This is a genomic window from Paraglaciecola arctica (assembly GCF_018861065.1).
In the GTDB taxonomy this organism is placed as follows: Bacteria; Pseudomonadota; Gammaproteobacteria; order Enterobacterales; family Alteromonadaceae; genus Paraglaciecola; species Paraglaciecola arctica_B.
The window spans coordinates 154028-179238 of the sequence record NZ_JAHKQO010000039.1; the positions used below are offsets into that span (position 1 = coordinate 154028).

General features: G+C 40.9%; 19 protein-coding genes. 2 read left to right on the forward strand and 17 right to left on the reverse strand.

Translation table 11 applies throughout. The annotated features are described in order from the left end of the window. The first annotated feature begins 66 nt into the window (after positions 1-66). Both KO534_RS18310 and KO534_RS18315 read left to right on the forward strand, forming a co-directional pair. Positions 67-1563, forward strand: a complete 1497-nt coding sequence (locus tag KO534_RS18310; RefSeq protein WP_215931849.1) for a serine hydrolase domain-containing protein — start codon at positions 67-69, stop codon at positions 1561-1563. Between the two features lie 82 nt (positions 1564-1645). Then, positions 1646-1972 carry an antibiotic biosynthesis monooxygenase family protein gene (locus KO534_RS18315; protein ID WP_215931852.1) on the forward strand — a complete coding sequence of 109 codons (327 nt, stop codon included), beginning with the start codon at positions 1646-1648 and terminating at the stop codon, positions 1970-1972. A 424-nt stretch (positions 1973-2396) separates the two neighbouring features. Here KO534_RS18315 and KO534_RS18320 read toward each other — a convergent pair whose 3' ends face one another. The 17 genes from KO534_RS18320 to KO534_RS18400 all read right to left on the reverse strand — a co-directional run bounded on the left by KO534_RS18320 (position 2397) and on the right by KO534_RS18400 (position 25029). Continuing rightward, a complete protein-coding gene (locus KO534_RS18320) occupies positions 2397-2846 on the reverse strand; it encodes a GNAT family N-acetyltransferase (RefSeq protein WP_215931854.1) in 450 nt (149 codons plus the stop codon). A 105-nt stretch (positions 2847-2951) separates the two neighbouring features. Then, positions 2952-3818, reverse strand: a complete 867-nt coding sequence (locus KO534_RS18325; RefSeq protein ID WP_215931857.1) for a LysR family transcriptional regulator — start codon at positions 3816-3818, stop codon at positions 2952-2954. Between the two features lie 51 nt (positions 3819-3869). Beyond that, positions 3870-4583, reverse strand: coding sequence for a GNAT family N-acetyltransferase (locus tag KO534_RS18330; RefSeq protein WP_215931859.1), 714 nt, complete (start codon positions 4581-4583; stop codon positions 3870-3872). A 5-nt stretch (positions 4584-4588) separates the two neighbouring features. Then, a complete protein-coding gene (locus tag KO534_RS18335; protein WP_215931861.1) occupies positions 4589-5020 on the reverse strand; it encodes a DMT family transporter in 432 nt (143 codons plus the stop codon). A gap of 4 nt (positions 5021-5024) precedes the next feature. After that, positions 5025-5651: an NAD(P)H-dependent oxidoreductase gene (locus tag KO534_RS18340; protein WP_215931863.1), complete on the reverse strand. Its 627-nt coding sequence runs from the start codon at positions 5649-5651 to the stop codon at positions 5025-5027. Positions 5652-6226: 575 nt separating this feature from the next. Beyond that, complete coding sequence (uxaC, locus tag KO534_RS18345; RefSeq protein ID WP_215931865.1) at positions 6227-7672, reverse strand: glucuronate isomerase; 1446 nt, start codon at positions 7670-7672, stop codon at positions 6227-6229. An 808-nt stretch (positions 7673-8480) separates the two neighbouring features. After that, a complete protein-coding gene (locus KO534_RS18350; RefSeq protein ID WP_215931867.1) occupies positions 8481-10055 on the reverse strand; it encodes a sodium/sugar symporter in 1575 nt (524 codons plus the stop codon). Between the two features lie 24 nt (positions 10056-10079). Then, complete coding sequence (locus tag KO534_RS18355; protein ID WP_215931869.1) at positions 10080-11660, reverse strand: sulfatase family protein; 1581 nt, start codon at positions 11658-11660, stop codon at positions 10080-10082. 62 nt (positions 11661-11722) lie between these two features. Continuing rightward, positions 11723-13237 carry a sulfatase family protein gene (locus KO534_RS18360; protein WP_215931871.1) on the reverse strand — a complete coding sequence of 505 codons (1515 nt, stop codon included), beginning with the start codon at positions 13235-13237 and terminating at the stop codon, positions 11723-11725. Positions 13238-13345: 108 nt separating this feature from the next. Continuing rightward, positions 13346-15985, reverse strand: coding sequence for a TonB-dependent receptor (locus tag KO534_RS18365; protein ID WP_215931874.1), 2640 nt, complete (start codon positions 15983-15985; stop codon positions 13346-13348). Between the two features lie 521 nt (positions 15986-16506). Next, positions 16507-17523, reverse strand: coding sequence for a LacI family DNA-binding transcriptional regulator (locus tag KO534_RS18370; RefSeq protein WP_215931876.1), 1017 nt, complete (start codon positions 17521-17523; stop codon positions 16507-16509). 14 nt (positions 17524-17537) lie between these two features. Next, complete coding sequence (locus KO534_RS18375) at positions 17538-18956, reverse strand: MFS transporter (RefSeq protein WP_215931878.1); 1419 nt, start codon at positions 18954-18956, stop codon at positions 17538-17540. A 16-nt stretch (positions 18957-18972) separates the two neighbouring features. Continuing rightward, positions 18973-19980 (reverse strand): LacI family DNA-binding transcriptional regulator, encoded by a 1008-nt coding sequence (locus KO534_RS18380; RefSeq protein WP_215931880.1) that lies wholly within the window; start codon positions 19978-19980, stop codon positions 18973-18975. A gap of 6 nt (positions 19981-19986) precedes the next feature. Then, positions 19987-21219 (reverse strand): aldose epimerase family protein, encoded by a 1233-nt coding sequence (locus KO534_RS18385; protein ID WP_252732256.1) that lies wholly within the window; start codon positions 21217-21219, stop codon positions 19987-19989. Between the two features lie 494 nt (positions 21220-21713). Continuing rightward, the gene (gene galE, locus KO534_RS18390; protein WP_215931882.1) at positions 21714-22739 is read right to left on the reverse strand and encodes a UDP-glucose 4-epimerase GalE; all 1026 of its coding nucleotides are present in this window, start codon (positions 22737-22739) and stop codon (positions 21714-21716) included. 65 nt (positions 22740-22804) lie between these two features. Next, the gene (gene galK, locus KO534_RS18395; RefSeq protein ID WP_215931885.1) at positions 22805-23950 is read right to left on the reverse strand and encodes a galactokinase; all 1146 of its coding nucleotides are present in this window, start codon (positions 23948-23950) and stop codon (positions 22805-22807) included. Beyond that, the gene (locus tag KO534_RS18400) at positions 23947-25029 is read right to left on the reverse strand and encodes a UDP-glucose--hexose-1-phosphate uridylyltransferase (protein ID WP_215931887.1); all 1083 of its coding nucleotides are present in this window, start codon (positions 25027-25029) and stop codon (positions 23947-23949) included. Before KO534_RS18400 ends, galK begins: the two co-directional genes overlap by 4 nt. Positions 25030-25211 lie beyond the last annotated feature (182 nt).

Here is a 25211-nt window from a genome sequence, read left to right on the forward strand (position 1 = left end):
CCAGCCAATAGTAAAGTCAACGTTTAGCTGTTTATCAAAGCTACCCAATTCAAAGGCGCATTCCATATGAAGTATACCCATACCCTAATCTATACCACTGCCATTATTTTAGCTGCTAACATTTGCAAAGCCGAAGCCATTAGCAAAAACAGTTTAAACAGAATCGTTAAAAGCTTCCCCGAACGGATTGAAAGCATTTATGACAACAATCAACTTCAAGGAGACTTTTTGATTGCAGTTGTGAATTCTAAAGGCTTGGCTTTTCACTTTACTTTGAATAAGCAAGGAAAAGATACTGAAAACAAGCTAAGCACCGATACTCCGTTTTTAATTGCATCGCACACTAAAGCTTTTACTGGAACATTGGCCCAATTACTACATAGTAATAATCGTTTTGATGTAAACGCCCCTATAAATCGGTATTTGTCAGATGTTGTTCGCGATCAACGAATAGCCAAAGAATCACTAACAGTTTCGCAACTTCTTAACCACACTGCCGGGTTCACAAGTGTTTTGCACACTTTTAAAAGTGCATTTCTTGGTTACAAGGATGAAGATGAGCTCACCAGCGCTCTAAACTACAATACTCTTGTCGCTACAGCAGGAAAATTTCGGTATTCAAATACGGGTCCTATATTGGCAGCTAAAGCAATAGAAAAGGCAACTCACAAATCTTGGAAATTGCTCATGAAAGAACAAATATTTGCGCCATTGAGTATGAATAATACCAGTTCATTTATTAAAGATTATGCGAATGGATCCATATTACCGAGTATAGAAACGGATCGAAACGGGCAGCAAGTCCGCAGCGGATTGTTCAAATCAGACAAAACTATGCATGCATCTGGGGGACTAGTTACCACACTCGAAGATATGGCGAAATGGATGAAGTTTAACTTAGTCGGTAACCCAAAAATTTCGAAATCAAACAACATTTTTGACAATCTTCACAAACCTCTCGTACAACAACAGAAAACATATTTCACCTATGATAGAACCGGATACAGTTTAGCCTGGGATATTGGCAAATATCACAATGAACAAATTTTAACGCGTTTCGGAAGTTATGCAGGAATGAGTTTTCACGCTTCTTTCATGCCACAGCAACAGTTAGCCGTAGTCGCCTTTTTCAACGAAGATCGCGGTTTTGTGCTTCCCCATCTTGCTGCTAACTATATCTATAACCTCGTTATCTCCCCAGACCAAGCAGAACTTCGGTTTGAAAATGAGGTGGCGAAATTTAACAGCATTCTTGTAAGGGAGCAGCAACACAGTGTAGATAGCTCAGACATGATTACTAACTCAGCAAAGTGGAAAAAAATGATTGGCAATTATGTCGCCGAAGATAACGCTTGGCCTAACATACAGTTATACGAAAATGAGAATATCATTTGGTTAAGTTGGGGGGAATTAGACGGCCCCTTGTACCACGTAAATAAAGGCGGTTTTAAGGCAATTGCTTCATTGGGGGCGCTTAAACGACAGATATCAATCGAATTTAAAAATGAAGAAGTTGTACTCACAAATGGAAGCATCAAATATATTAAATCACCCAATAGTTAACAAATATTACGTTACCAAACCAAATTTTTTGTTGGTGTGTTTTATGGGTGTATATAAACCATTCAAAGAGTAAGGAACGAAAATGTTTATAGCAATGTATGAATTTGTAGTTAAAGCTGGTCTTGAAGAGCAATTTGCTAGCGCATGGTCAAAAACGACTCAAGGCATATACTTATTTAAAGGAAGTCTAGGCTCACGCCTGCACCGCAATAAAGATGGAGCATTTATTGCGTACGCTCAATGGCCTGATGAACAAACCTATCGCAATGCGAGTGATATCACTATGTCTGATGAATATGAACAATTTAGACAATCAATGTTAGATAGTCTGAATATTGAAATGACAAAGGTTATTTGTGAAATGGAAGTACAAATTGACTTGTTACACCACAAAACTACTGAAGCCTGACGGAACTACAATGCTACTGTTTTATAACTAGCACACATGAAACTACCTCTTACCCGTTTGCTGATTATTTCTACAACTACAATAAAAACTCTTGAAAAGTCGTTGACCTCTTCCTCTTAAGTTAATCCAGTGAGCTTCACTTTGGTTTCGTGAAAATCGCAGAGTTATGCAATTAATTATGGAAGATGTTTTGCACATAATTTTTAATCGGAAACGTAAAATCTCGTCCTCTTTTACTTTTATAGATTGTGTTTTTCTAATGACCGACTTAGATCGTTCTTTGTCTCTAAAAAACGAGAAAATAGTGTCTCGAAATAGCACTGTGCCGTCAGTCAGATTCCGTCGGACCCTGCATGCGTAAATGTAAAGGGTTGGGGATAATTTAAGTCAAATTTAATGGTTCACCTTTTTCGGGCAGTTTTCTTTAAGTGACATCCCATCTGGCAATTCCTTTAATATCAATCGTGGCTCCTAAACGTTCATAAAATTTAATGGCACCTAGGTTATCTTGCTGTACCTCCCATTTTATGCGGCTCGTCCCCTTAACTCTGCATACCTCTTTGGCTTTCAGCATTAATAACTCTCCGACTTTTTGGCCTCTAAATTCTTCCCATACAAATAAATCATCAATATTCATATAGGTTGCTCCCAACCAGATTGAATAATTCCAGGTATAGGAGCAATAACCAACAACTTGACCATTTGTCTCAGCCAACAAAGCCCCATATGAAGGACTAGCGCCAAATCCAGAGTCGATTAACTCTTGCTTAGATGTTGTGATGTACTGCTCTTGTCCATGATGTTTTGCAATGGCAAACATTAGTTCAAGTAGTACATCAATGTCATGCAATTCTACTTCTCTAATCTTTAGCATGAGTTTTGCTCCAAATTAATGAATAATCTTTAGTAAAAACCGCTCAGGTGACTTTATGTGAAGCACATTGCAACACTTTACTCTAGGCTCAAATTACCAACTTGTTTACTTCAATAGTAGCGATACCAAATCACTATGTGGTGACGAATCAACGCAATCCTCTCTGATGCCTAACAACAAAGATACGGTTCTAATTTGCCCATGTTTTAGTTTTAATTTAACTAAGGGAGCAGCCTCATCTTGTTGTGTAAGGATCCAACTAGGTAACCACGCAAAACCAATCTGGCTTTTAACAGCATGCATAGCTTCTGATACATTGGTTACAGTAAAACGCGATGTTGACCCTAACCAACCAGAGTTAACGTTGTGTCGTAATCCTGCGTCTCGGATCACAACTTGACGACACTGCTCTAACTGCTCAAAAGTCACACTGTCTAACGCTGCTAATGGGTAATGAAAGTGAGCTACCGCCTCTAAATCGACCAAACTCGCCACCCGAGCGGTAAAACCTTTGGGAATGGCACTGGCAATACCAATATCCACCGAACCATCGTCTAGTAACTCGCCACATCTCGATAAAACGGTTTCTTGTAACTGCACGTTTATACCAGGGTACTTTGCGGAAAAAGTCGATAAAGCGCTATATAAATGTTGTTTAGGAAACAAGGTATCTACTGCGAGACTTATAGAAGAGTGATGTTGTTTTTTGTTAGAAATAGCCTCATGCTCAAGACTATCAGCTCGGCTAACTAACTCCCTAGCCGAGCCTAATAATGTTATCCCAAATTCAGTTAATACAGCTTTGCGTCCAACAACATTAAACAAAGGTTCACCTAAGGTGCCTTCAAGCTTCTTAATGCTATGGCTAACAGTCGATTGTGTTTTATACATGGCATCGCCAGCTTGAGCAAAACCGCCACAATCAACCACTGCAATGAAGGTTCTCCATTGTTCTAATGATATTTTTTGCATAAAAACTAATCTCGCTGTCAATTGTTGAGTTATAGAGGATAAATCTAATCGTTAATGTCTAGCCCCGTAAAACTCTAACAGGCCGTTTTCGCGAAAACCAAGGTTAACATAAAGCCCAAGTCCCATCTTCGAGGCCTGTAAGGTAGCGATTTCCACGTCCGATTGTTTTATCTCATTTAGCAACATGACCATCATCGACTTTGCGTACCCCTTACCTCTGTATATGTGCGGAACAGACACTTGATAAATTCCACATACGCCATTTTTGACATAAGTGAGTGCTGTGGCCACGGGAATATCATTTTCGTACAGAAGATAAAGCAATACCTCGGAAAACCTTGCGGCACGGCGCATGACTTCAGGGTTAATTTCGTAACCAAAACCTCTACTACAAAGGTCTACAAAAGTCTCTATCTGTTGCCTATCTGTAGATGACAGCCTTTTCAAGGCGAAATTAGCCGAGCTTTGGGTACAAGGCGAGTATCCAGACATCATCAACGACATGAAATGTAATTGGCTTGCCCTATCCAGCGATAAATAGGATTTAACCTTTTCGGTGTTTGTCTGAGGCCATAGTGCCACCGTATAGTTAGAATCATATTTTGCAATAGTTTTCAGATCGGTGATGGTAAAATCGCTACTTGGATCTGCCAACCAAATTTTTCGAGGCCAATCGGTATTAACGTGTAATCCGCCTTGAGAATAATGACCGTAAACTTGCCACAAGCGGGTTAGATTATCGATATTGGATGTGAGTAGATTCATTTATTTCACCGATTAATTAAAATAATTCCAACCATCATTGCTAGCGCCCCTAGTAATTTTGAAAAGGTTAAAGGCATTTCAACACTGCCAAACAATCCAAAATGAGCGATAACCATAGCCGTAATAAGCTGCCCCGTTAACGCATATGACATCATGCTTCCCACTCCCATTAACGGTATCAGGTAGTAGCAAAGCCCTACTCCTAGCGCACTCACTATGCCACCCATCCAAAAATAGGCTGGAATACTGACCATTGTTTTGACTGGTGGAAGAGACTGACTGGTCACTACTATCGCTGTGAAACTGATTACTGCGCTTAGCAAAAAGGCCACAGATGTAGCAATAACTGAGCTTTTCAAAAGTACGCCTAGTTGCGCATTAACACTGGCTTGTAGCGCTATTAATGTTCCAGCTAAAAGAGCGTACAGCGGAAACATCTCGCTATACTCTCAACATGAAATTGTCAAAATCCACACGTATTTTCTTAGCTTGTGCTGAACTGTCATATTCGGAGCGATAACCGAGCGCACAAATTACGCAGCTTCTAAGGCCTTTGTCTTTTAACCCTAAAACCTCATCAAAGCCTTCCGCATCAAAACCACCCATTGGACAAGCATCGATGCCTTTTAGCGCGGCTACAGTAAGAAGGTTTCCTAAAGCGATAAAAGCTTGTTGATCAGCCCATTGCTTCCTCCCTCCTTTAGGCATTCCCAAAATGACATCTTTAACATGTTGTTTAAAGCCAGCGACACTTTGTGGATCGACTCCTCTGACTCTTGCTGTCATAGCAAAATACTGTTCAATAAAGTGGTCATCTATTTCATTGTTACTAGCAAGTATAAAAAGATGAGACGAATCTAATACTTTGGTTTGCCCCATAGCATGAGGCAGCAACGCTTCACGCATTTCCCTAGATTCAACAACAACCAATTTGTACGGTTGCAACCCGTAAGATGAAGCGGTTAAGCGGGTAGCATCTGCAAGTTCATGTATATCTTGCGCTGGTATCTCTTTATTACTAAACTCGCGAACCGCGTACCGCCATGTTAAAGCATCAATAACACTCATATATTTCTCCAAGTTATAAATATCTATCTCTACATCAAATCCTCACTCAACCCCAAATTGATACCTTGACTTAAACAGTTAAAGGTTGAGCTTTCATTTACGGTGCCATTGTACTGGCTGCGAAATTTCGAGAAAAATGACTTAAATCGGGTTAATTCATTCAGAAAATTCATTGAAGTAATGAGGAACAAAAACATGATAGGAAACAAGACTATTGTTCATATTCAGTTAGAGTTTTGAACTTTGAAAAAGGTTTAATTAGGAAGTTAATTAGTCGCAAACAAAAAGGTAGTCACGAATAAATTTAAGGGTAATGTTTTGCTCCAAACATGCTTACCTTTTTATTCTAGAAAGAAGGTTGTGAATCTATTCAAGCATCTCAAAAATGCTATGCGACTCCCACACTAAATAACACTGTACAATTGATCTGCGTTGCCCCTTGCCTTCTTCGATGGTAAGACTGACACCTTTGTTTTGTAGAAATCGCATTTTAATGAACTTGGCGCTCGCCCAACGTTGGGGCGAAAACAAGCGATACATGAATTGCCATTTACAGGATCTTATTTAAGGCCAATTTAGCGTAAATTATACGCCTGTTTAACTAGGCCATAAGTTAGTTGATAGGCCAATGTATGTGCCTCGTTCATGGTGATTTGATGATTAGCAACTAATTCCGCGAGGTAGCGGCAATCTACTCGTCTGGCAACATCGTGTCGTGCAGGAATTGACAAAAATGCCCTGGTATCATCGTTAAAGCCAGCAGTATTGTAAAAGCCCGCCGTTTCTGATGTTTGTTGACGAAAACGTAACATACCTGCTGGGCTATCATGAAACCACCAAGCAGGACCTAGTTTAAGACTAGGGTAATGTCCTGCCAGCGGCGCTAGTTCCCGGCTATAAGTGGTTTCGTCTAAAGTAAACAATATGATGTTTAAGTCTGGGTGATTACCGTATTTGCTTAACAGTGGTTTTAAGGCGTTGACATATTCGGTTTGACTAGGGATATCACACCCTTTGTCTCGGCCGTAGTAATCAAAAACATGAGTATTATGATTTCGATGGGCTCCTGGATGTATCTGCATCACCAAGCCATCCTCAATACTCATGCCAGCCATTTCAGTTAACATTTGTGCTCTGAATAACTCTTGCTCTTGTTCGTTAGATTGACCGGTCAAACACTTAAGCAATAGCGCTTGGCATGCATTTTCACTTAAATTAGCGGTTAGCGCAGTTGGATGGCCATGATCTGTCGCTGTCGCCCGGCCCTGCTGGATAAAATACTGACGACGTTTACGGATAGCATTTAAATAGCCTTGCCAACTACGTGTATTTTCGCCCGTTAGCTCGGCGAGTTTCTGTAGGTTTGCTGCAAAGTCTTCGCGACTCGCATCCACCACATCGTCAGGCCTAAAAGAAGTAATGACACGTTTTGCCCATTTAGAATCGGCAATGGCTGAATGGTGACTCAGGGAGTCTAAGGCACCCTCTGTAGTAGCAATTAACTCAATATTAAACTTATCCATTAGCGCCAATGGGGTAAAGTCAGGTAAAGCAAGTTGTCGATTTATTTCTTGGTAATATGCCTGGGCATTTTCTGAACACAACTTTTCGGTCATACCAAAGACTTCGGAAAATGTATGGTCTAACCAATAGCCTGAAGGTGTACCTACAAATAAGTAATAATGCTCAGCAAACAGCTGCCAAATATTTTCAGGATCTGCGTTTTTGTATAAGCTTAAATCGCCCTTTTCACCATGCTGCGGGATCCCTAAAGAATCTAACGAGATACCTTGACTATATAACATTCGAAACACGTAATGATCGGGGCGAATCAACAAGTCCGTGGCGTTTTGAAAGTTTTTATTTTCATTAAACCAACTCGGGTCAGTATGCCCATGTGGACTAATTATGGGTAAGTCTTTAATTTTTTCATATAACTCAGCAGCAAGCTTGGCTACTTGTGTATTTGCAGAAAACAATCGCAGTGGATTGAGCGTTAACTTTTGGATGGAGCTGGTCATATGAAATTCCCACAATTAGGTCAATTACGATATCAATATCGATTTAGTTTGCATTTTTGTTCAGGTCATATTGCCATTAAAAGAAAAGTATTTTAGCAAACAATTCCATCACATCTAAGCATGTAAAACTAACAACAAAGACGAACCTAGCGTTTATAAAATCAACTCTCTATAGGTCACTATATATCATGCATTTTTCACATGAATTAATCATATATAGCCCGAAAATGACACCGGTATCACCATGAGTTAAAGTACGGTAAATGTCAAGTATCGATTGACTAAACAGGTAAAAATCATTGAGGTTTTATTTTTTATAATCGTTGCTAGAGATGACCAGATTTGTTACTTGTTTTACGCGTGTTGAAGCAAGTATTGTATTCGCACGCCCCCTGCCCCTTGCCCAATCTTTTGCGTATAAAAAAATCCACTTTTTGTTGCAAATTAGTAAAAACCTAACTCACTACTTTGCGCGACTAAAATACAATAACACCCAAATAGTTTACGTACTGCTCGCTTATTCTGATTACTCACCGAAGAAGGCTAAAACCTCTCCTGCCAAAGAAGCGATCTTGGAGGAAATAAGTAGCAGTAGAAATAAAAATCAAAGACAGTTGAATTGATTTAAGCTAATTAGCTTAGCAAACCAATTCAACCATTTTATATTTTGCCTAATATTAGGACAGAGCTCTTAGTCCGATCTCGCTACCTGTTCAAATATTTGAACGTCACCAACTAGACTCTTCGCGCAATCAGTAACGTAAATCCTAGGTTAGGTATACACCTTTCGACCTTGTTCGGTTTCGCGTTACCACCAAGTGGCGTATAAAGCCGCTAAAATCACCACTACACCTATAGCGGAAATATTAAACGACTGTGCTGTACTAAAATTTACTTGCTCTAAATTAACACTGCTATCGGTGGTAATTGGTTTACCCAGAATAGAAACAAAATAACATAGCAATAAGCACAACAGAAAGACTAAGCCGACGCGATCCATAAAGGGTAACTCAGGCCAGGCGAACTTCAATATCAACGAAAATACTGCTGAGCCAACTGCAGCCGAAAGCGCCCCTGTTGATGTCGCCCTTTTCCAGAACATGCCTAGTACAAATATCACAACAATACCGGGAGTAAAGAATCCGGTAAACTCTTGAATGTACTGAAAGGCTTGATCAAATTGTCCGAGAAGAGGTTGCGCAACAACCAAAGCAATACACAAAGAAACCAATACTGAAACACGCCCAATAAACACATAGTGGCGTTGGCTTTGGTTAGGCTTAAAACGTGTATAAATATCCATTGTAAATATCGTTGAAATGCTATTTGTCATCGACGCAAGTGATGACACTATCGCTGCCACTAAGGCTGCAAATACCAATCCTTTTATGCCAACAGGCATTAACGCCATCATAGATGGGTAAGCTTGATCTGGCGTGGTTAAGGATGGATAAAGAATAATCGCTGCAATACCTGGAACAACTACTATGAGTGGCATTAATAACTTAAGGTAGGCAGCAAAGGCGATACCCTTTTGTGCTTCTTTGATATCCTTGGCAGCTAGTGCGCGCTGAATAATATACTGATTAAATCCCCAATAACTAAAATTCATCACCCACATGCCGCCTATTAATACTGAGATACCGGGAAGGCTCATGTAATGCTGATTTTCTGGACTTAAAATCATGTCAAAATGTCCAGGCATTTTATCAGTAAGCACCATAAAACCCGCTAATACCCCTTGCCCATCCGCGACCGCATCCAAGGCTAAATAACTTAAAAGCAAGCCACCAAAAACTAACAGCACTACTTGTAATATGTCAGTAAAAGCCACGGCTTTTAAGCCGCCATATAAAGAGTAAGCCACTGAAAACACTGCCAGGAAGATCATCCCAATCATCCAGTCAACACCGGCTACGGTTTCAATAGCTAAGCCACCTAACCACAAAACTGCAGTCAAATTAACAAAGGTATATACCGCTAACCAAAAAATTGCGATAGTAGTTTTAACTTTGTTATCAAAGCGTTGCTCAAGATATTGAGGCATGGTAAATATCTTGTTTTCCAAGAAAATGGGTAACATATATTTGCCCACTAACACTAAGGTAATTGCCGCCATCCATTCATAGGAAGCAATAGCTAACCCTATAGCGTATCCTGATCCTGACATGCCAATAATTTGCTCAGCGGAAATATTTGCGGCAATTAACGACGCACCAATCGCCCACCAAGGCAGTGATTTACTGGCCAAAAAGTAATCTTCGGTGTTAACTCCTTCTTTCTTCTCATTACGAGAAATCCATAAGGCAAGACATAACAATCCAATCACATAAACAATAAATATTGTGCTATCTAACGTTCCAAGCTTTGTTGAAAATTCCATCACATATTTCCTTTCAGAAGGTATTTATTGTTGAACATTTCTGAAACCTTTTTCCAAAAGAACCTTAGTTTTCATCTCTAACTCATTGACTAATTGAGGATAGTTTTCGGCATGATTGGTTTGTTCACCAATATCATCACTTAGATCGAATAATTGCGGTGTATCCTCGAAACCCATTTCAATATCCTTATTTTCCAACCAATTTGGCAATACTTTATCTGCAGCAATAGGCTGAATGTACTTCCAATTATTTTTGCGCAACGCAACTGTGCCAACGGCTTCCTCCAGTAAATAGGTTCTGCCCTTCTCAGTTTGACCTAAAAAGGCGTCCATCATATCTAAACTGTCGATAGCCTCATCTGCGGCAAGGGTTTGCTTCACTAAACCTGCTAAAGACGCATAAATGTCAACCTGAGAAATAAGTGCGCGGCTGCGAATATGTGCAGTTTTATGAGGCCAATACACTATCATTGGAACACGTGTTCCTCCTTCAAATGCACTGTATTTTCCACCTTTGAATGGACCTGCTGGAGTATGATCTCCTAACATCTCAGCAGCTTTGTCATTGTATCCATCATCCAGAACCGGACCATTGTCACTTGTAAAAATAACCAATGTGTTATCTTCAAGACCTTGAGCTGTCAACTCTTTCATTAGTCTGCCTACCATCCAGTCCATTTGCGCAATGGCATCACCCCGTGGTCCCATAGTGCTTTTTCCTTTGAACCGCTCATTAGGTAAGCGTGGAACATGAATGTCCTGAAATGAAAAAAACAAAAAGAACGGCTTGCGTTTATTTTCAGTGATAAAATCGACCGCTTTTTCAGTAAACACATCGGGGAATTCTTCATCTACCCATAAAGCCTTTTCCCCTCCACTCATACTTCCTATGCGACTGATGCCATTAACGATAGTTTGGCTATGTTGTAAGTCCGCGGTCATCCGCAACAATTCGGGATTAGCGACACCTGTGGGGCGATTTCCAACTTGGTGGTCGTAACTCACTTCAATTGGATCCTCGTTTTCAAGATTAACTACGCTATGATTTTCTAAATACACAGTAGGAACACGGTCTCCCGTAGCAGGTAATAAAAAGCTATAATCGAAACCAATCTCCAATGGACCTGGTTTTACATCTTGATTCCAATCAACCGAGCCGTCACCTAAACCTAAATGCCATTTACCAATAACTCCAGTGACATAACCAGCCTTCTGCAACATGTTAGGTAAGGTGGCTTTGCCAGGGCGAATTAAAGCTGGCGCATCACCCGGCAAAATAGCGGCATCTTGACGGAAACCATGTTCACCAGTTAGTAACGAATAACGTGACGGAGTACATGTTGCAGCTGTGCTGTGAGCATCAGTGAAATTCACTCCTTTTTTAGCCAGGACATCTAAATTAGGTGTACTCACACCTTGCGCGCCATTAGGTGAAATATCACCGTATCCCAAGTCGTCTACGTACATCACTATCACATTGGGTTTTTCAGGTTTTTTTTGAGCGGTATTCTGGGGTGTTGCTTGGACAGATACAGAACATAGTAGCAGCGTACAGCTCGCTAACATCGATGGATAGCGCCATGTAAAGGCATTAATTAAGTTCATCAAATATTACTCCTAACTATTTTTTACAAGCCAAAAGGCATGGGAAAATTTGCTAAATAAACTCACTGGTATAGCCACTTTGTGACCCAGGGATCATTGGTATTTTTCTGAAAGGTTTTAATCTCTTGAGTAAGCTGCTGTCGCAGCTTGTCGTATTCGGGTAAATACGCCAAGTTGTGAAGCTCTTGGGGGTCATTGCGCATATCAAATAATTCAAACTCAGGACGCCGCATAAAGTCCTTAATACTGCGATTTGCATAATGTTTTACGTCGCGGCGCTGCAAATCTTGCCAAATCAACGAATATTGCAAGTCAGCAGCAAAGGGATAACTTAAGCCATGTGCAATATTCCAAATCAGTTTGTATTCTTTATTACGCACCATACGCATTGGATAATACATCATGACTTCGTGCATCGAATGTGAGGCAAAAACCCGTTCCCATCCTTGATTTTGATCTGTTTCAATAACCGCTTTAAACGACTTTCCTTGCATATTTTCATCGGCAATGGGCACCTTGGCGTAGTCAAGAATAGTGGGGGTTAAATCCACCCAGGACACCATTTGCTTGTGAGCCTTACAGTCCTTTGAATTTTGTACGCAAGCTTCAGATGATGGGCTTGAGCCAGGGGCTTTAACAATTAAAGGTAAGTGAATTCCAGCATCGTACAAATTAGTTTTTGCACCGGGAAATGCGATCCCATTGTCAGACAAATACAAAATCAAAGTATTCTGGTATTTGCCTTGCGCTTTTAGTTGCTTCACTAACTGACCGACCCCTTGATCGAGTCGCGAGATAGCTTGGTAATATTCGGCTATTTCTTTTCGAGCAGCGGGAGTATCAGGCAGATATTCTGGAACGACGACCTCTTCGGGTTTGTAAAAGACCTCTTTGATACCTGGATAACCCTTAGATCGATTACCAAATGAATTGGGATTAGGGTAGGTATCAAAAGGAAAGGCACGGTGTGGATCATCACTTGCAAAATACAGAAAGAAAGGTTGCTCGCTTTCAGAGATAAACGCCACACTTTTGTTTGCCATTTCAACCGGACTGCGTGCTATAGACTGCATATCATTGGCAGCCCCTTTCGACAGCACCTGATCAAATTTAAACACCTGCTCAGGTCCTAAATGATATTTACCTATACGTGCGGTGCGGTAACCATTTTCACTGAGAATAATGGGTAACGATCTCACTTGATCAAAACTACTAAAGTGATGTTGCTTGTGTTGCAAGCCATACATGCCATTAGCGTGATTTTGACGACCTGTTAAAATCACCGAACGACTCGGACTGCAACTCGAAACGGTCGCAAACGCGTTGTCAAAACGAGCGCCGTCTTTAGCCAAAGCGTCAATATTGGGGGTTTTTATCACACTGTTGCCATACGCACCCAGCGCATCTAAGCCATGATCATCTGCAACAATCATCACCACATTGGGCTTTTTATTTACACTTGTATGCAATGTTTTAGTGTCATGCGCGCCATTCTGTGCGCTTAGTGCAACACCATGAACAGTGACAAACACCAAAGTCACTAAATACACAAATAACGTTTTTAAACGAAACACCATGAATTATTCCTGCAGCTCAATGGCAACTAAAAAACAGCGCCACAAAAAGCTATTGTGAACTGTTTAGTTAGCTGCAATTAATTTTGAAAAGTCGACTTGTTAGCGCTCTTAGAAAGTATACGACACACCCACTAACACTTGTTTTTCAGTGGTAATCCAGTGATAAGGATTAAACTTATCACCCGCCTTGTATTCAAAATGATCTCGACGTAGCAGGTTTAAGGCATCCAAGGTCAAGCGAAATGACTCTGAAAGGTTATAAGCCAAAGATAAGTCAAGTTGGCCAAAGCCTTCTTGTGCCACTTCAGTTGTCACTAAGAAATCAGAGCGATAATTGTATGAAAGGCGTCCAGAAAACGCGTCATCTTCGTAAATACCCACTAAGTTGTAACTGTTGTCTGATAAGCCCTCTAATGTGATATTCGGCAGTAACGGATTAGGTGAAGGTACATCAGAATCCACATAGGTGTAGTTAGCTTGCAAACCTAAACCATTAAAAGGTTCAGGTAAAAAGTCAAAGAACTGCTGATACGCTAGCTCTAAACCCCGCACTGTACCCGAGCCACCATTACTTTTACGAAGAATAACAAAGTCGTTACCACCTATATTTTCCTGACTTTCTGAGGTTTGCAAGAAACCATCTATGTCTTTGTAAAAAATCGCTGATGACGCCATACCGCCGCTAGCAAAATAATATTCCAATGTTAAATCTACATTAGTAGCAGTGAACGGGTCTAAGTCTGGGTTACCACCGTTACCGCGGCCCTGTTCAAAATTAAGATACAGTGACGGCGCTAAATCACCAAAGTGAGGCCGTGAGAATGTTTTTGAGCCCGCTACACGCAACAGGAATTCGTCATTTAATTCTACTTTTAGGTTAAAAGACGGTAAAAATTCACTGTAGTTTTTATCGCTAGTGGTGCCTTCATAAATTGGGGCACCTGTTCCATCAACATTACCGGTATCAAAAAAGTAATCCGCGGTAGTGTCTGTTTTCACATAACGCCCTCCGAAATCACCGCTAACAAACATATCCCCCACTTCGGTTTCAAAATTCGCTTTTACATATAGCGCAGAGACGTCTTCAACATAATCGAAGGAATCTCTTGGATTTTCAGTGCTTGCCTGTCCAGTAAAGCCGTAATAATCGCGAATTTCATCGTTACGTGATAATAAATAAGTAGGATTAACTGCCACATAATTATTGGGGAAATTAGCACCATCATAGTTGTCCATAAAGTTGTTCCATACACTAGGCTCAACTAAATCCAATGGGTCTTCAGAGCCATAAGTGGCACCTGACGCATCAAAAATATGGTTATTTTGTACATACTTAGTGGTACCCAAACTGGCAAAACGAAAACCGGCTTCTACCGAGCGGAACATACCGTCATCAAACATGTAATCCACATCAATTTTCGCTGCAGATTCATCTGCGGCTAATTGCCGACTTTCATGACGCCACTGTACAATATTGAAATTATTTTCATCAGTAACATCAAAGTTACCTAAGTCGAAAGAAGGGGGTTCGCTTGGAAAACCACTGTTATTCACTGTTACTGGTAGCGCATCCCAATTATCGCGAATTCGGGTGTTGTGAAAATTAGTTTCATTGTCAGTATCAACATAACTCACTTCACCAGAAACTTTCAAAGGCCCTGATACCGTCTCAAAACCCAATGCTAAGTCATAGGTTGTAGTATGACGATCATCAATCATACTTAATACATCAAAAGTCATATCACTTAATTCAACTGATGCTGGGTAGAGGTTATTTTGATCCATGTTCGAAAAGTCTGCGTCAATCACATTGCTGCCACTAAAACCCCAAACAAACTCTTGGCGTAGTTGCGCAGTTGAATATTCTGTATAACCCGAATCAAAGAAAAACTTAGTATCATTGTTTAGTGACATATCCACCCCAAGTGAATACACAGTGCGCTCTCGGTCCCCCCATGCAGGAGAAGAGTTTAACGAAGCACTGGTTTTTGCACCATCTGGAGCGGCACCGCTAGGAAAATCACCAACAATGGCAGTCGAACTAGAATTACGAACCAAATCTTCACGATATTCCCGCTCAAGGTAAGACACGCCAAAAATAACCCCAATTTCTCCACCGTTGCTGCCGTAATCCCATTTATTGCCCGCAACCAATGAACCACGGGGCGACCATTCTTTTGATAAATCACCATAGTGTTCCTTAAAACTACCGACTAAAGTGGGGCCGCTTAAGCTCAGAGCGTTAGTACGTTCAATGTCAACAACGCCTCCTATTCCGCCCTCTAAAATATCTGCCGAAACCGATTTATACACAACAACAGACCCGACTAATTCAGCCGGAATATCTTCGAAACTCGCAAAACGATTGATGCTCAATTCAGATGCGCCACCGAAATAATTGCGACCGTTTAATAAAGTAGCGACCTCATCAAGACCACGAATTGACACTCCCGACGCTTCGCCACGAGAACGTGAAATTTGAATACCTGGAATACGTTGTAACGACTCTGCTACGTTTAAGTCAGGAAATTTTCCGATATCTTCGGCCGAAATAACATCTGCGACTTGACTTGCTCCCTGCTTACGAGCCACTGAGTTAGTGATACTTGAGCGGATCCCTACTACTGAAATTTGCTCGACCTGCTCGCTCGCGCCTGTGGCTGTGCTTTCTTGCGCTCCTAGTTGTCCAGTGCAAAGAATCACGCCTATGGCGGTAGCTAATATTGTGTGTTGTGTATTAGTTTTCATTTCGTTCTCCGAAAATTCTTATTGTATGTGTCCGTTAGCGTCAAGAGTAATATCGTGATTACTCTGCTTGCTCGCCCTGCCTCAGTCATAATTTGAAAAAAACGAGCGTACTTAGAACATTACTCAGCCTAAGCTTGAATTTAAATTAGCATGTCATTAACAAATGCACAACATCAAAATGAAAACAGTTTCCCTAATGATTTACAAAACCATAAATAAATTTCACGACAAAACACTGTTTTAAAAGGATTTTAATTGAGTTTGATAAATAACAAATTAATTAAAAATAATTTAAAATCAACTGAAATGATTACGGTTTACCTAGTTAGGGAAACGTTACATTTACTTTTCAATTAACATTTAGATAGATACTTAAGCGATAGCAAAAGTAAAGGAATTATGAGAGATTAAGTATTGCAGTGAGTGGATTGGGCAAGGTTTCCAATTATTAAACACAACAAAAGCACTGGGTAGAAAAAATCACTATAACGATGCGGTATCGGTATCGACAGCGACTCGAATCAATCCAACCTCAGAACTGACTGACGCTCCACCAACTCAGGTGTGTATTTATGTTCATTAACATTGTATTTCGGCTCTGAAATACCGTTATCTTGACTTAAACTCAAAGCCAGTTCCGTGGCTTTCATGGCCATTCTTTCAATAGGATTATGGATAGTGGTCAATTTTGGTCGCATACATTGAGCTAAAATAAGGTTGTTAAACCCCATGACAGAAATATCTTGTGGCACGTTTAGCCCATGAGCTTTAAGCATAGATACTGCTCCAATAGCAATCGCGTCGTTGTAGGCCAAAATCGCGCTAAACTCACAACCCCGAGCTAACAGGTTTTGCACTGCGATTTCGCCCCCCTCGTAGGTTGATGCTCCTCTTTCCAACATCTCAATCTCATAATGCACCGGATATTTGTCTAATTGAGCTTTGATCCCTTCGAGTCGTTGCACTGTGTTATTTTGAACTCCATTGACCCCTATCAGCGCTATTTTTTGGTGCCCTTGTTTAACAATATAATCGGCCATTAACTCACCTCCACGTTTATCGTCTAACCAAACGCAGCGGTTTTCTATTTCTTTAATATGACGATTTAGCAGCACCAGACCCGGTACCTTATGAGCAAAGTCGATTAACGTTTTGTCATCAAGCATGGCACTGTGCACCACTAGTGCTTTATATCTATGTTCAAGCAACACATTGATAGCATCAAGTTCACTAGCGCGGTCAAACGCACCAGAATTGAGAAATATTTGTAAATTTTTTTGCGCCGCCACTTTCTCAATTCCATGGGCCATTTGTGCAAACAAAGGGTCGGTTAAATCAGTCAACACAATACCTATGGACGCATTATTCTGCACATTTATTGCTTGGGCATTCGCGTTAGGTTGATATTCCATTTCACGGATAATCCGCTTTATTTTTTCCCGCGTTTTAGCGCCTACTTTAGGTCCATTATTGATCACTCTTGAAACACTGGCGGGTGATACACCGGCGGCTTTAGCTATGTCTTTAATTGTGGGCATACATTACCTTCGCTCTAAGTTTGACCATAGGATGATTTAGCATTAAGTGTTGTCTGATGCGGTTCGCTTAATGGATAAATTTTAACAATAAATAATGATACAAAACACAGCAATAGCGGACCACCCGCCAAACAAACACGCATCCAAGTTATAGTATTTGCGTGTTGTTGCCCGGCTAAATCGGCATCGAAACCTACTATATTTAGCAACAGCCCTGCACCTATCATCGCCCCTACTAGTCCTAAATTAATGACTTTATTTTGTATCGAGATAACATAGCCCACTTTGTTTTTGCCAGATAAGCGACGCTCATAGGCGCATAAGTCAGCAAACATGCTCGGAATGATCACTGATATGGCAACCCAGGATGGTGCCCCCAACAACGCATCGACTACCACGGCCCATTCGTTTCCTGGCTGGAAAATAAACCACTTTAAAATGGCGCCTAACGCCGTGATCCAATATATAAGATACAAGGTTTTGAGCTTACCTAGCTTCAAGGTTAAATAGGAAAATAATGGGATCATCACTAAAGTAACACAGGCAAAACTAGACGATAATATGCCTTTCCACGCAGCCCCTGCCGCTAAATCACCTGCTTTAACAAAGTACACCAATAGGTAAAAGTCTAAACTCGTAAAGATACTAATGAGCCCAAACTTAATCAAAGTCAGGCCCAACAACAAAAATAACGCTCGTTTTACGCTATGATCCATCTGAGTAGTATCAATTGGCTGCATCATGTTGGATTCGGGCAAACTCAACTGAGTGTTTTTATCAGAGTGATGGTGCAATGATCCTTTTGATTTTATTTCTGAAAACCACGCAGTTATCGCCGCAAACAAAGCAATCAAAACGAAACCAATAAACCAACCCACATATTGAATTCCCAGATACACGCCGCCCCATAGCGATAATTGTGCTATTGGAAAAAGCCAAAAATACGCAAGGGTACCCAAACGTTCAAACAAAGAGCCGAAAGCCATGACTTTGACTCTTTGCTGCGCATCATGACTCAATTCAAACGCCAGTGATTTAACGTTAATAGTAAGAAACGTCATACTGATACAAAACAACGAATTCAGAAGCAACAGGTAATATAAAATTTCATCTGGCTCCCAGTGTATAGGCACCATCCAAATCAAACTAAAGCATAATCCCGATAGCACTCCGGACAACATCAAGATAAATCGTCGACTTCCTCGAATATTGTTAGTGCGATCCGAAAACTCGCCCACGGTTTGACTAATCAATGCAGCAAAAACTATCGGCCCCGCCATCACTAGGCTTAACTTAAAAGGGTCAAGACCAAGAGTCATTTGAAAATAAGGAATAGCCATAGCACTAAGGCTATGATTGGCAAAAAACACCGCTAGAAAACCAAAGCCTAGCGCCATTTTATGTTGTCTAGAAATATCCGGAATAGAAAACACTTAACAACAGATCACATTAACATTTGCTGGCTGACTCACGCTTTACCAAAAATGGCTTGTATTGATAATCCTTGGCGTTGTCATTGGGTATTTTGTCTTTAACAATCAAACTCAAGGCCAACTCAGTAGCCTTGCGCGCCATAATATCGATAGGATATTTTACTGTTGTTAGTTTTGGCATACAGTATTTGGCTAATAACACATCATCAAACCCAATAATGGATACGTCTTCCGGAATACGTGCGCCGGTATCGGTTAAGGCTGAAATAACACCAGTGGCCATCGCATCGTTATAACAAAGCACTGCGCTGAACTTAACTCCTTGTTGTAAAAGCGTTTCAATAGCTGTTCGGCCGCCTGAATAATCGGGAGAGCCGTATGCGATATGTTGTTCCGAAAGCGCTATGTTATGTGATAGCAACGACTCTCGAATACCATTTAAGCGATGGGTCGCATCGTAGACTCGATCTTTGGTAGAAAGCACAACAATATTTTTATGGCCTAATGACGTAACATAATCGGCCATCACTTTGCCGCCACCTATATTATCAAACCACACACAACGCTCGCTGATCTGTGGAATATATTTATTAATCAAAACAAAGCCAGGAATTCGCTGTGCCAAATCAATAAGTACATCATCATCTAGGGCTTTACTGTTAACTACCATTGCCTCACAGCGCTGCGCTTGTAAGCTTTTAATCGCTGTCAGTTCCTTCTGCGCATCCAATGAACCTGTACTAATCAACACTTTAAATTGACGTTTTTTAGCGACATCTTCGATACTGCTGGCCATTTGCGCAAAGAAGGGATCAGCCAACTGCGAAATAACCACTCCAATAGTATTGGTTGATTGACTAACTAGCGCACGGGCATGGGCATTAGGACGAAAATCTAATTCAGCAATCGCCTTTTCAACTCGCGCTTTGGTCTTAGGGCTCACTACAGCGTTAGAACTTAACACTCTCGACACTGTAGCAGGTGAAGCTCCAGCTAGTTTTGCGACATCTTTGATAGTAGCCATTGAGTATTATTCCTTGACCCCAAATTGGTAAAGGGTTGATTCTTCGTAAGTTTGACCAGGATGTAGCAATGTCGATGGAAAATTAGGGTGATTAACGGAATCAGCAAAATGTTGGGTTTCTAAAGCAACGCCATGTCGAAATTTCATGAGCCTTCCTTGTTTCCCTTTAGCGCTACCATTCATAAAGTTTCCTGTGTAAACATGTAAACCGGGCTGAGTAGTCAATACATCTAGCGTTCGACCACTATCTGGATCATGTAATTGTGCTTGGTGACGCAACTTACCATCATATCGTGAGAAGACCCAAGTATGGTCAAAACCACCGTAGGTTTTATCAACACCACCAGCCAGTTTAAGTTGTGCGTTAGCAGTAGTTAGGCTTTGATACAAAGTCCGCGCACTCGACAAATCAAAAGGGGTATCGGCTACCGACACCAATTGCCCAGTAGGTAATAATCCCTCTTTAACCTCTACTATACTATTGGCGGCTATACGCAATTGATGTTGTTCTACATCCCGTTTTTGGTTGCCGGTTAAGTTAAAATAAATATGTGAAATAAGGTTAACCGGAGTGATTTTATCACTGGTAGCACTATAACTTATTTTAAAGCCGTTGTTATTATCTAAACTAAAGACGACTTTGGCACTAAGGTTACCGGGATACCCTTCTTCGCCATCCTGCGACAAGTAAAACATTTCAACCTGATTTCCTACCTGCTGAGCTCGCCACAATTTTTTGTTAAACCCCTTTTCACCTCCGTGTAAATGGTTACCTTTATTTCCCCCTGTTGATTTAACGCTCAATTGAATGGTTTCTTCGTCGATATCAAAGCGCCCATTGGCAATGCGATTTGCAAAACGCCCCACTGTTGCGCCATTAAAACAACAATCGTCCACATACTCTTTAGCAGTGTCGTAACCTAAAATAACATCTTCAAATTTAGCATTTTTGTTGGGTACTAGAATAGACGTGACGTAAGCACCCCAATTCGTCACGCTTACCTGCATTCCCTTGGCGTTTTTAAAGGTAAAGCGCTGAATTTCATGACCTTTATATTGCCCCCATATCTCTTCGGTTATTGTCACCTGAGTTGCTTTTATTTTACTTTGAGCACTCGATGAAGTTTGACCGTACGCGCTCCATGGCAGGCTCATTATTAATAAGAAAACACTAAATCGAAAACCACGCCCCATTTTATACAAATAAGATAAAACATCGTTAGGCAAAAATAAGATCATCAAAATCACGCTCAATCATATCGCTAAGTAATTGAATACTATACGACGAAAGCTAAAATAACACCACAAAAATGAAATCGGTTTACCTGCTCATAAACCTCCGCTTAAAATGGCATAAATTCAAAACCTAGATGATATTCAATATTGGCCATAGCATTATGGTTTAAGTTTTGACTTGGAAAGTTCACTTAATTTGAGATGAAAGTAAACGGTAAAGAGTTATCGGATACCCAAACCTATACTGTGGCTATAAAAGCGGATTTGTAGCAAACGGTGGAGACGGTTATGAAATTTTCACGCAGATACACTTATCAACTACGATAAAATGATGTCTGAAGCTTTATTAGATGGGTTTAAAGCAATGACTCCTATTCAATTGCCTTCCCTAGACAGGCAAATTGGTATTAGCCTGTAACCGATATGCATCACGTAAATTTGGCCGCGACTGCGGCCAATATAATATTTTGAGAAAAATCAAAAATGTCAGTGACAGGCTAAGTCTCATAACCATTGGGGTTATTCGACTGCCAGCGCCACGTGTCTTCCATCATGTCTTGTAGCGATCGTTTTGCATGCCAATTGAGTTGTTCACGGGCCTTTTGTGCGTTAGCCCAAAAGGCAGGTAAATCGCCAGCACGCCTTGGGGAAACTTCATAAGCAATGGTTTTATTGGCCGCTTTTTCAAAAGCGGTAACAATTTCAAACACCGATATGCCTTTTCCTGTACCAAGGTTAAAGGCTTCAACGCCAGTAAAATCAGCGTGGTTACTTAACCAGTCTAATGCGGCTACGTGTCCTTCAGCTAAGTCTAAAACGTGCAAATAATCTCGTTCGCAGCTGCCATCTTCAGTATCGTAATCGTCACCAAAAATACTTAATTTGTCTCTTTTTCCTACCGCTACTTGGGCAACAAAAGGTAATAAATTATTAGGTATGCCTTTGGGATCTTCGCCAATCAAACCGCTTGGGTGCGCGCCAATAGGATTAAAGTAGCGTAAAGAGACCCCTCTAAAATGGCTATTTGCCAAGGCTTGATCTGCCATTATGCGTTCAACCATGACTTTGCTAGCGCCATAAGCACTAGCTGGTGTGCCCAACTTCATGGTTTCGACATAGGGAATAGCATTTTCTTCACCATAGACTGTGGCTGATGAGCTAAAGATAAAGTTATGAACCTGATGTTTTTCCATGACTTCCAATAAACAAACCGAACCATGAACGTTATTTTGATAATAACTCAGCGGAATTTTACCAGACTCACCCACCGCCTTTAATGCCGCAAAATGAATCACCGCATCTATCTTATGTTGCTTAAATACAGAATCTAATTTCGCCACATCGCGAATATCCCCTTCTACTAACTCAACCTGTTTTTTGGTGAGTTGTTGTACTCGGGTTAAAGACTCTTCACTGGAGTTACAAAAGTTGTCATACACCACCACTTGGTGCCCGCTTTGCAACAAACATAAAACCGTATGGGAGCCAATATACCCTGCTCCACCTGTTACTAAGACTTTCATTTAATGACCTTTTATAAGTTAAACATCAGTAATAAATTAGAAATCGAGTGACTTAACAGATTAAATCAACGATTAAAGGCACCGTCGGTTGCAACACATACGTAGACCTGTTCTTTCAATCCGGTTTGTTGCTGATAGGTTGCGGCTATCTTTTGCGTGATTACATCAACTAAATACTTGGGAGCTAACGCAATAACACAGCCACCGAAGCCTCCACCTGTCATTCGCACGCCACCTTCGGAGCCTAGCTGTGCGGCAATAGTGTCAACTAAGAAATCTATTTCTGGTGTGGATATCTCAAAGTCATTTTTTAAAGAAAGATGTGACTGCGCCATGAGTTGGCTCATTTTTTCCATATCATTGTTTTGCAATGCCGTTAATGCTGACTCGGTACGGGTATTTTCCGTAATCACATGTTTAGCACGTTTCACGAGTTCAGCGTCGAGGTCATTTTCAGCCGCTAAAAGTTGCTCTAACGTCACGTCTCTTAGTGCCGGCTTATTAAAATGTCGCGCCACTGTTTCACATTGCTTTCGACGAGTGTTGTATTCGCTGTCAACCAAACCTCTTTTTACATTGGAATTAACGATTAGCAGAGCCATATTTTCGGGAATCGGAGCGTGCTCAAAAGTCAGACTTCTACAATCTAACAACATGGCGTTGTTTTCTTTACCAAGTGCTGAAATAAGCTGATCCATGATCCCGCAATTACAACCAACAAAATTGTTTTCGGCGTCCTGTCCCATTAATGCCGCTTGTATGCCATCTAAATCAATAGCGTTTAATGCGGCGAAGGTTTTTAATATGGCTATCTCGAAACTAGCAGAAGAGCTCAGCCCTGCCCCTTGGGGAACATTACCTGTAACAACTAAATCCGCACCTGTAATATTTGGATAGGCTTTTAATAACGCCAATAACGTACCGCCAATATAATTAGCCCACATTTTATTTTCGTTAAAGCTGATGTCATCAAGTGAAAATTCAACGGTTTCATTATCACAATCAACAGCTAACACCCGTACCAATTTATCATCACGCCGAGTGGCGGCGATGTCAGTACCAAAATTGATAGCGGCAGGTAATACAAATCCATCGTTGTAATCAGTGTGATCGCCAATTAAGTTGACACGACCCGGGCCATGAATAACTTGCTGTGGATCAGTACCAAAATGAGCGCGATATTTTTGGCTGACTAATTCAATTTGACTCATGCTTTTTGCTCCGGTTTTTGCTCTTGCTGTGCGGTGTGACTGGTTGTTTTATAATGCACAGAAGATACTGATTTTAATCTTGTGGCGGCTTGCTCAGCGGTAAGATCACGCTGTGACTCTGCCATCATTTCATAACCCACCATAAATTTACGCACAGTAGCTGAACGTAACAAAGGAGGGAAAAAACTCGCATGAAGAGTCCACTCTGGGTGTGCTTCGCCATCATATGGAGCGCCATGCCAACCCATCGAATACGGAAACGACGTATTAAATAAGTTGTCATAACGAATCGTGATTTGTTGTAAAATATCCGCAAGCGAAACTTGTTGCTTAGCGGTCAAATCAGTCATACGTTGCACTGCAAAGCGCGGTAGTAATAAAGTTTCAAATGGCCAAGCTGCCCAATACGGCACCACCACCATCCAATCGTCATTACTTACCACTACGCGCTCTTGGGACTCGAATTCACGTACAGCGTAGTCTTGTAAAAGGTTGCTACCATGCTCTTCCAGATAGGCCGATTGTGCATTTTGTTTTTTAGTCACTAGAGTAGGAAGTTGTTGCTGAGCCCAAATTTGTCCATGAGGATGTGGATTTGAACACCCCATTACCGCACCTTTATTTTCGAACACTTGTACCCAGTTGTAGGTTTTACCAATTTCTTCACATTGATCTTGCCAGGTTTTAACCACTTCAGTGATTTCTTCAACAGTGAGTTCCGGCAAGGTTTTACTGTGATCGGGAGAAAAACAAATCACTCGGCTTTCACCTTGCTCTGTGGCCATTTTAAACAAAGGATCATCTGTTTCGAAAATTGGTGTATCACTTTTTAAAGCGGCAAAATCATTGGGAAACACAAAAGTATTTTTGTACTTTTGATTCACTTCGCCATTGATACGCGTATTACCAGGACACAAGAAACAAGTTGGGTCGTAGCGAGGTTTTTGCTCTTCATCTAATGCTTCAACTTGACCTTGCCACGGACGTTTAGCACGGTGTGGAGAGACTAATATCCATTCATTAATGAGCGGATTATAGCGGCGATGTGGATGTTCAGTGGGATCAAAAACTTCACTCATAAAAGGCTACCTAGGTTGATATTTTGACACAGGGTAAACGTTTACCTTATTAACTGCAAGATCAAATATATAAATAGTAAAACACTCCTTGCAAAGGCTTATATAGCTATATTCACTAGTCACAATCAAAATGTAAACGTTTAGACTTTAATCATTAATCGATTCAAGATACTATCTTTACA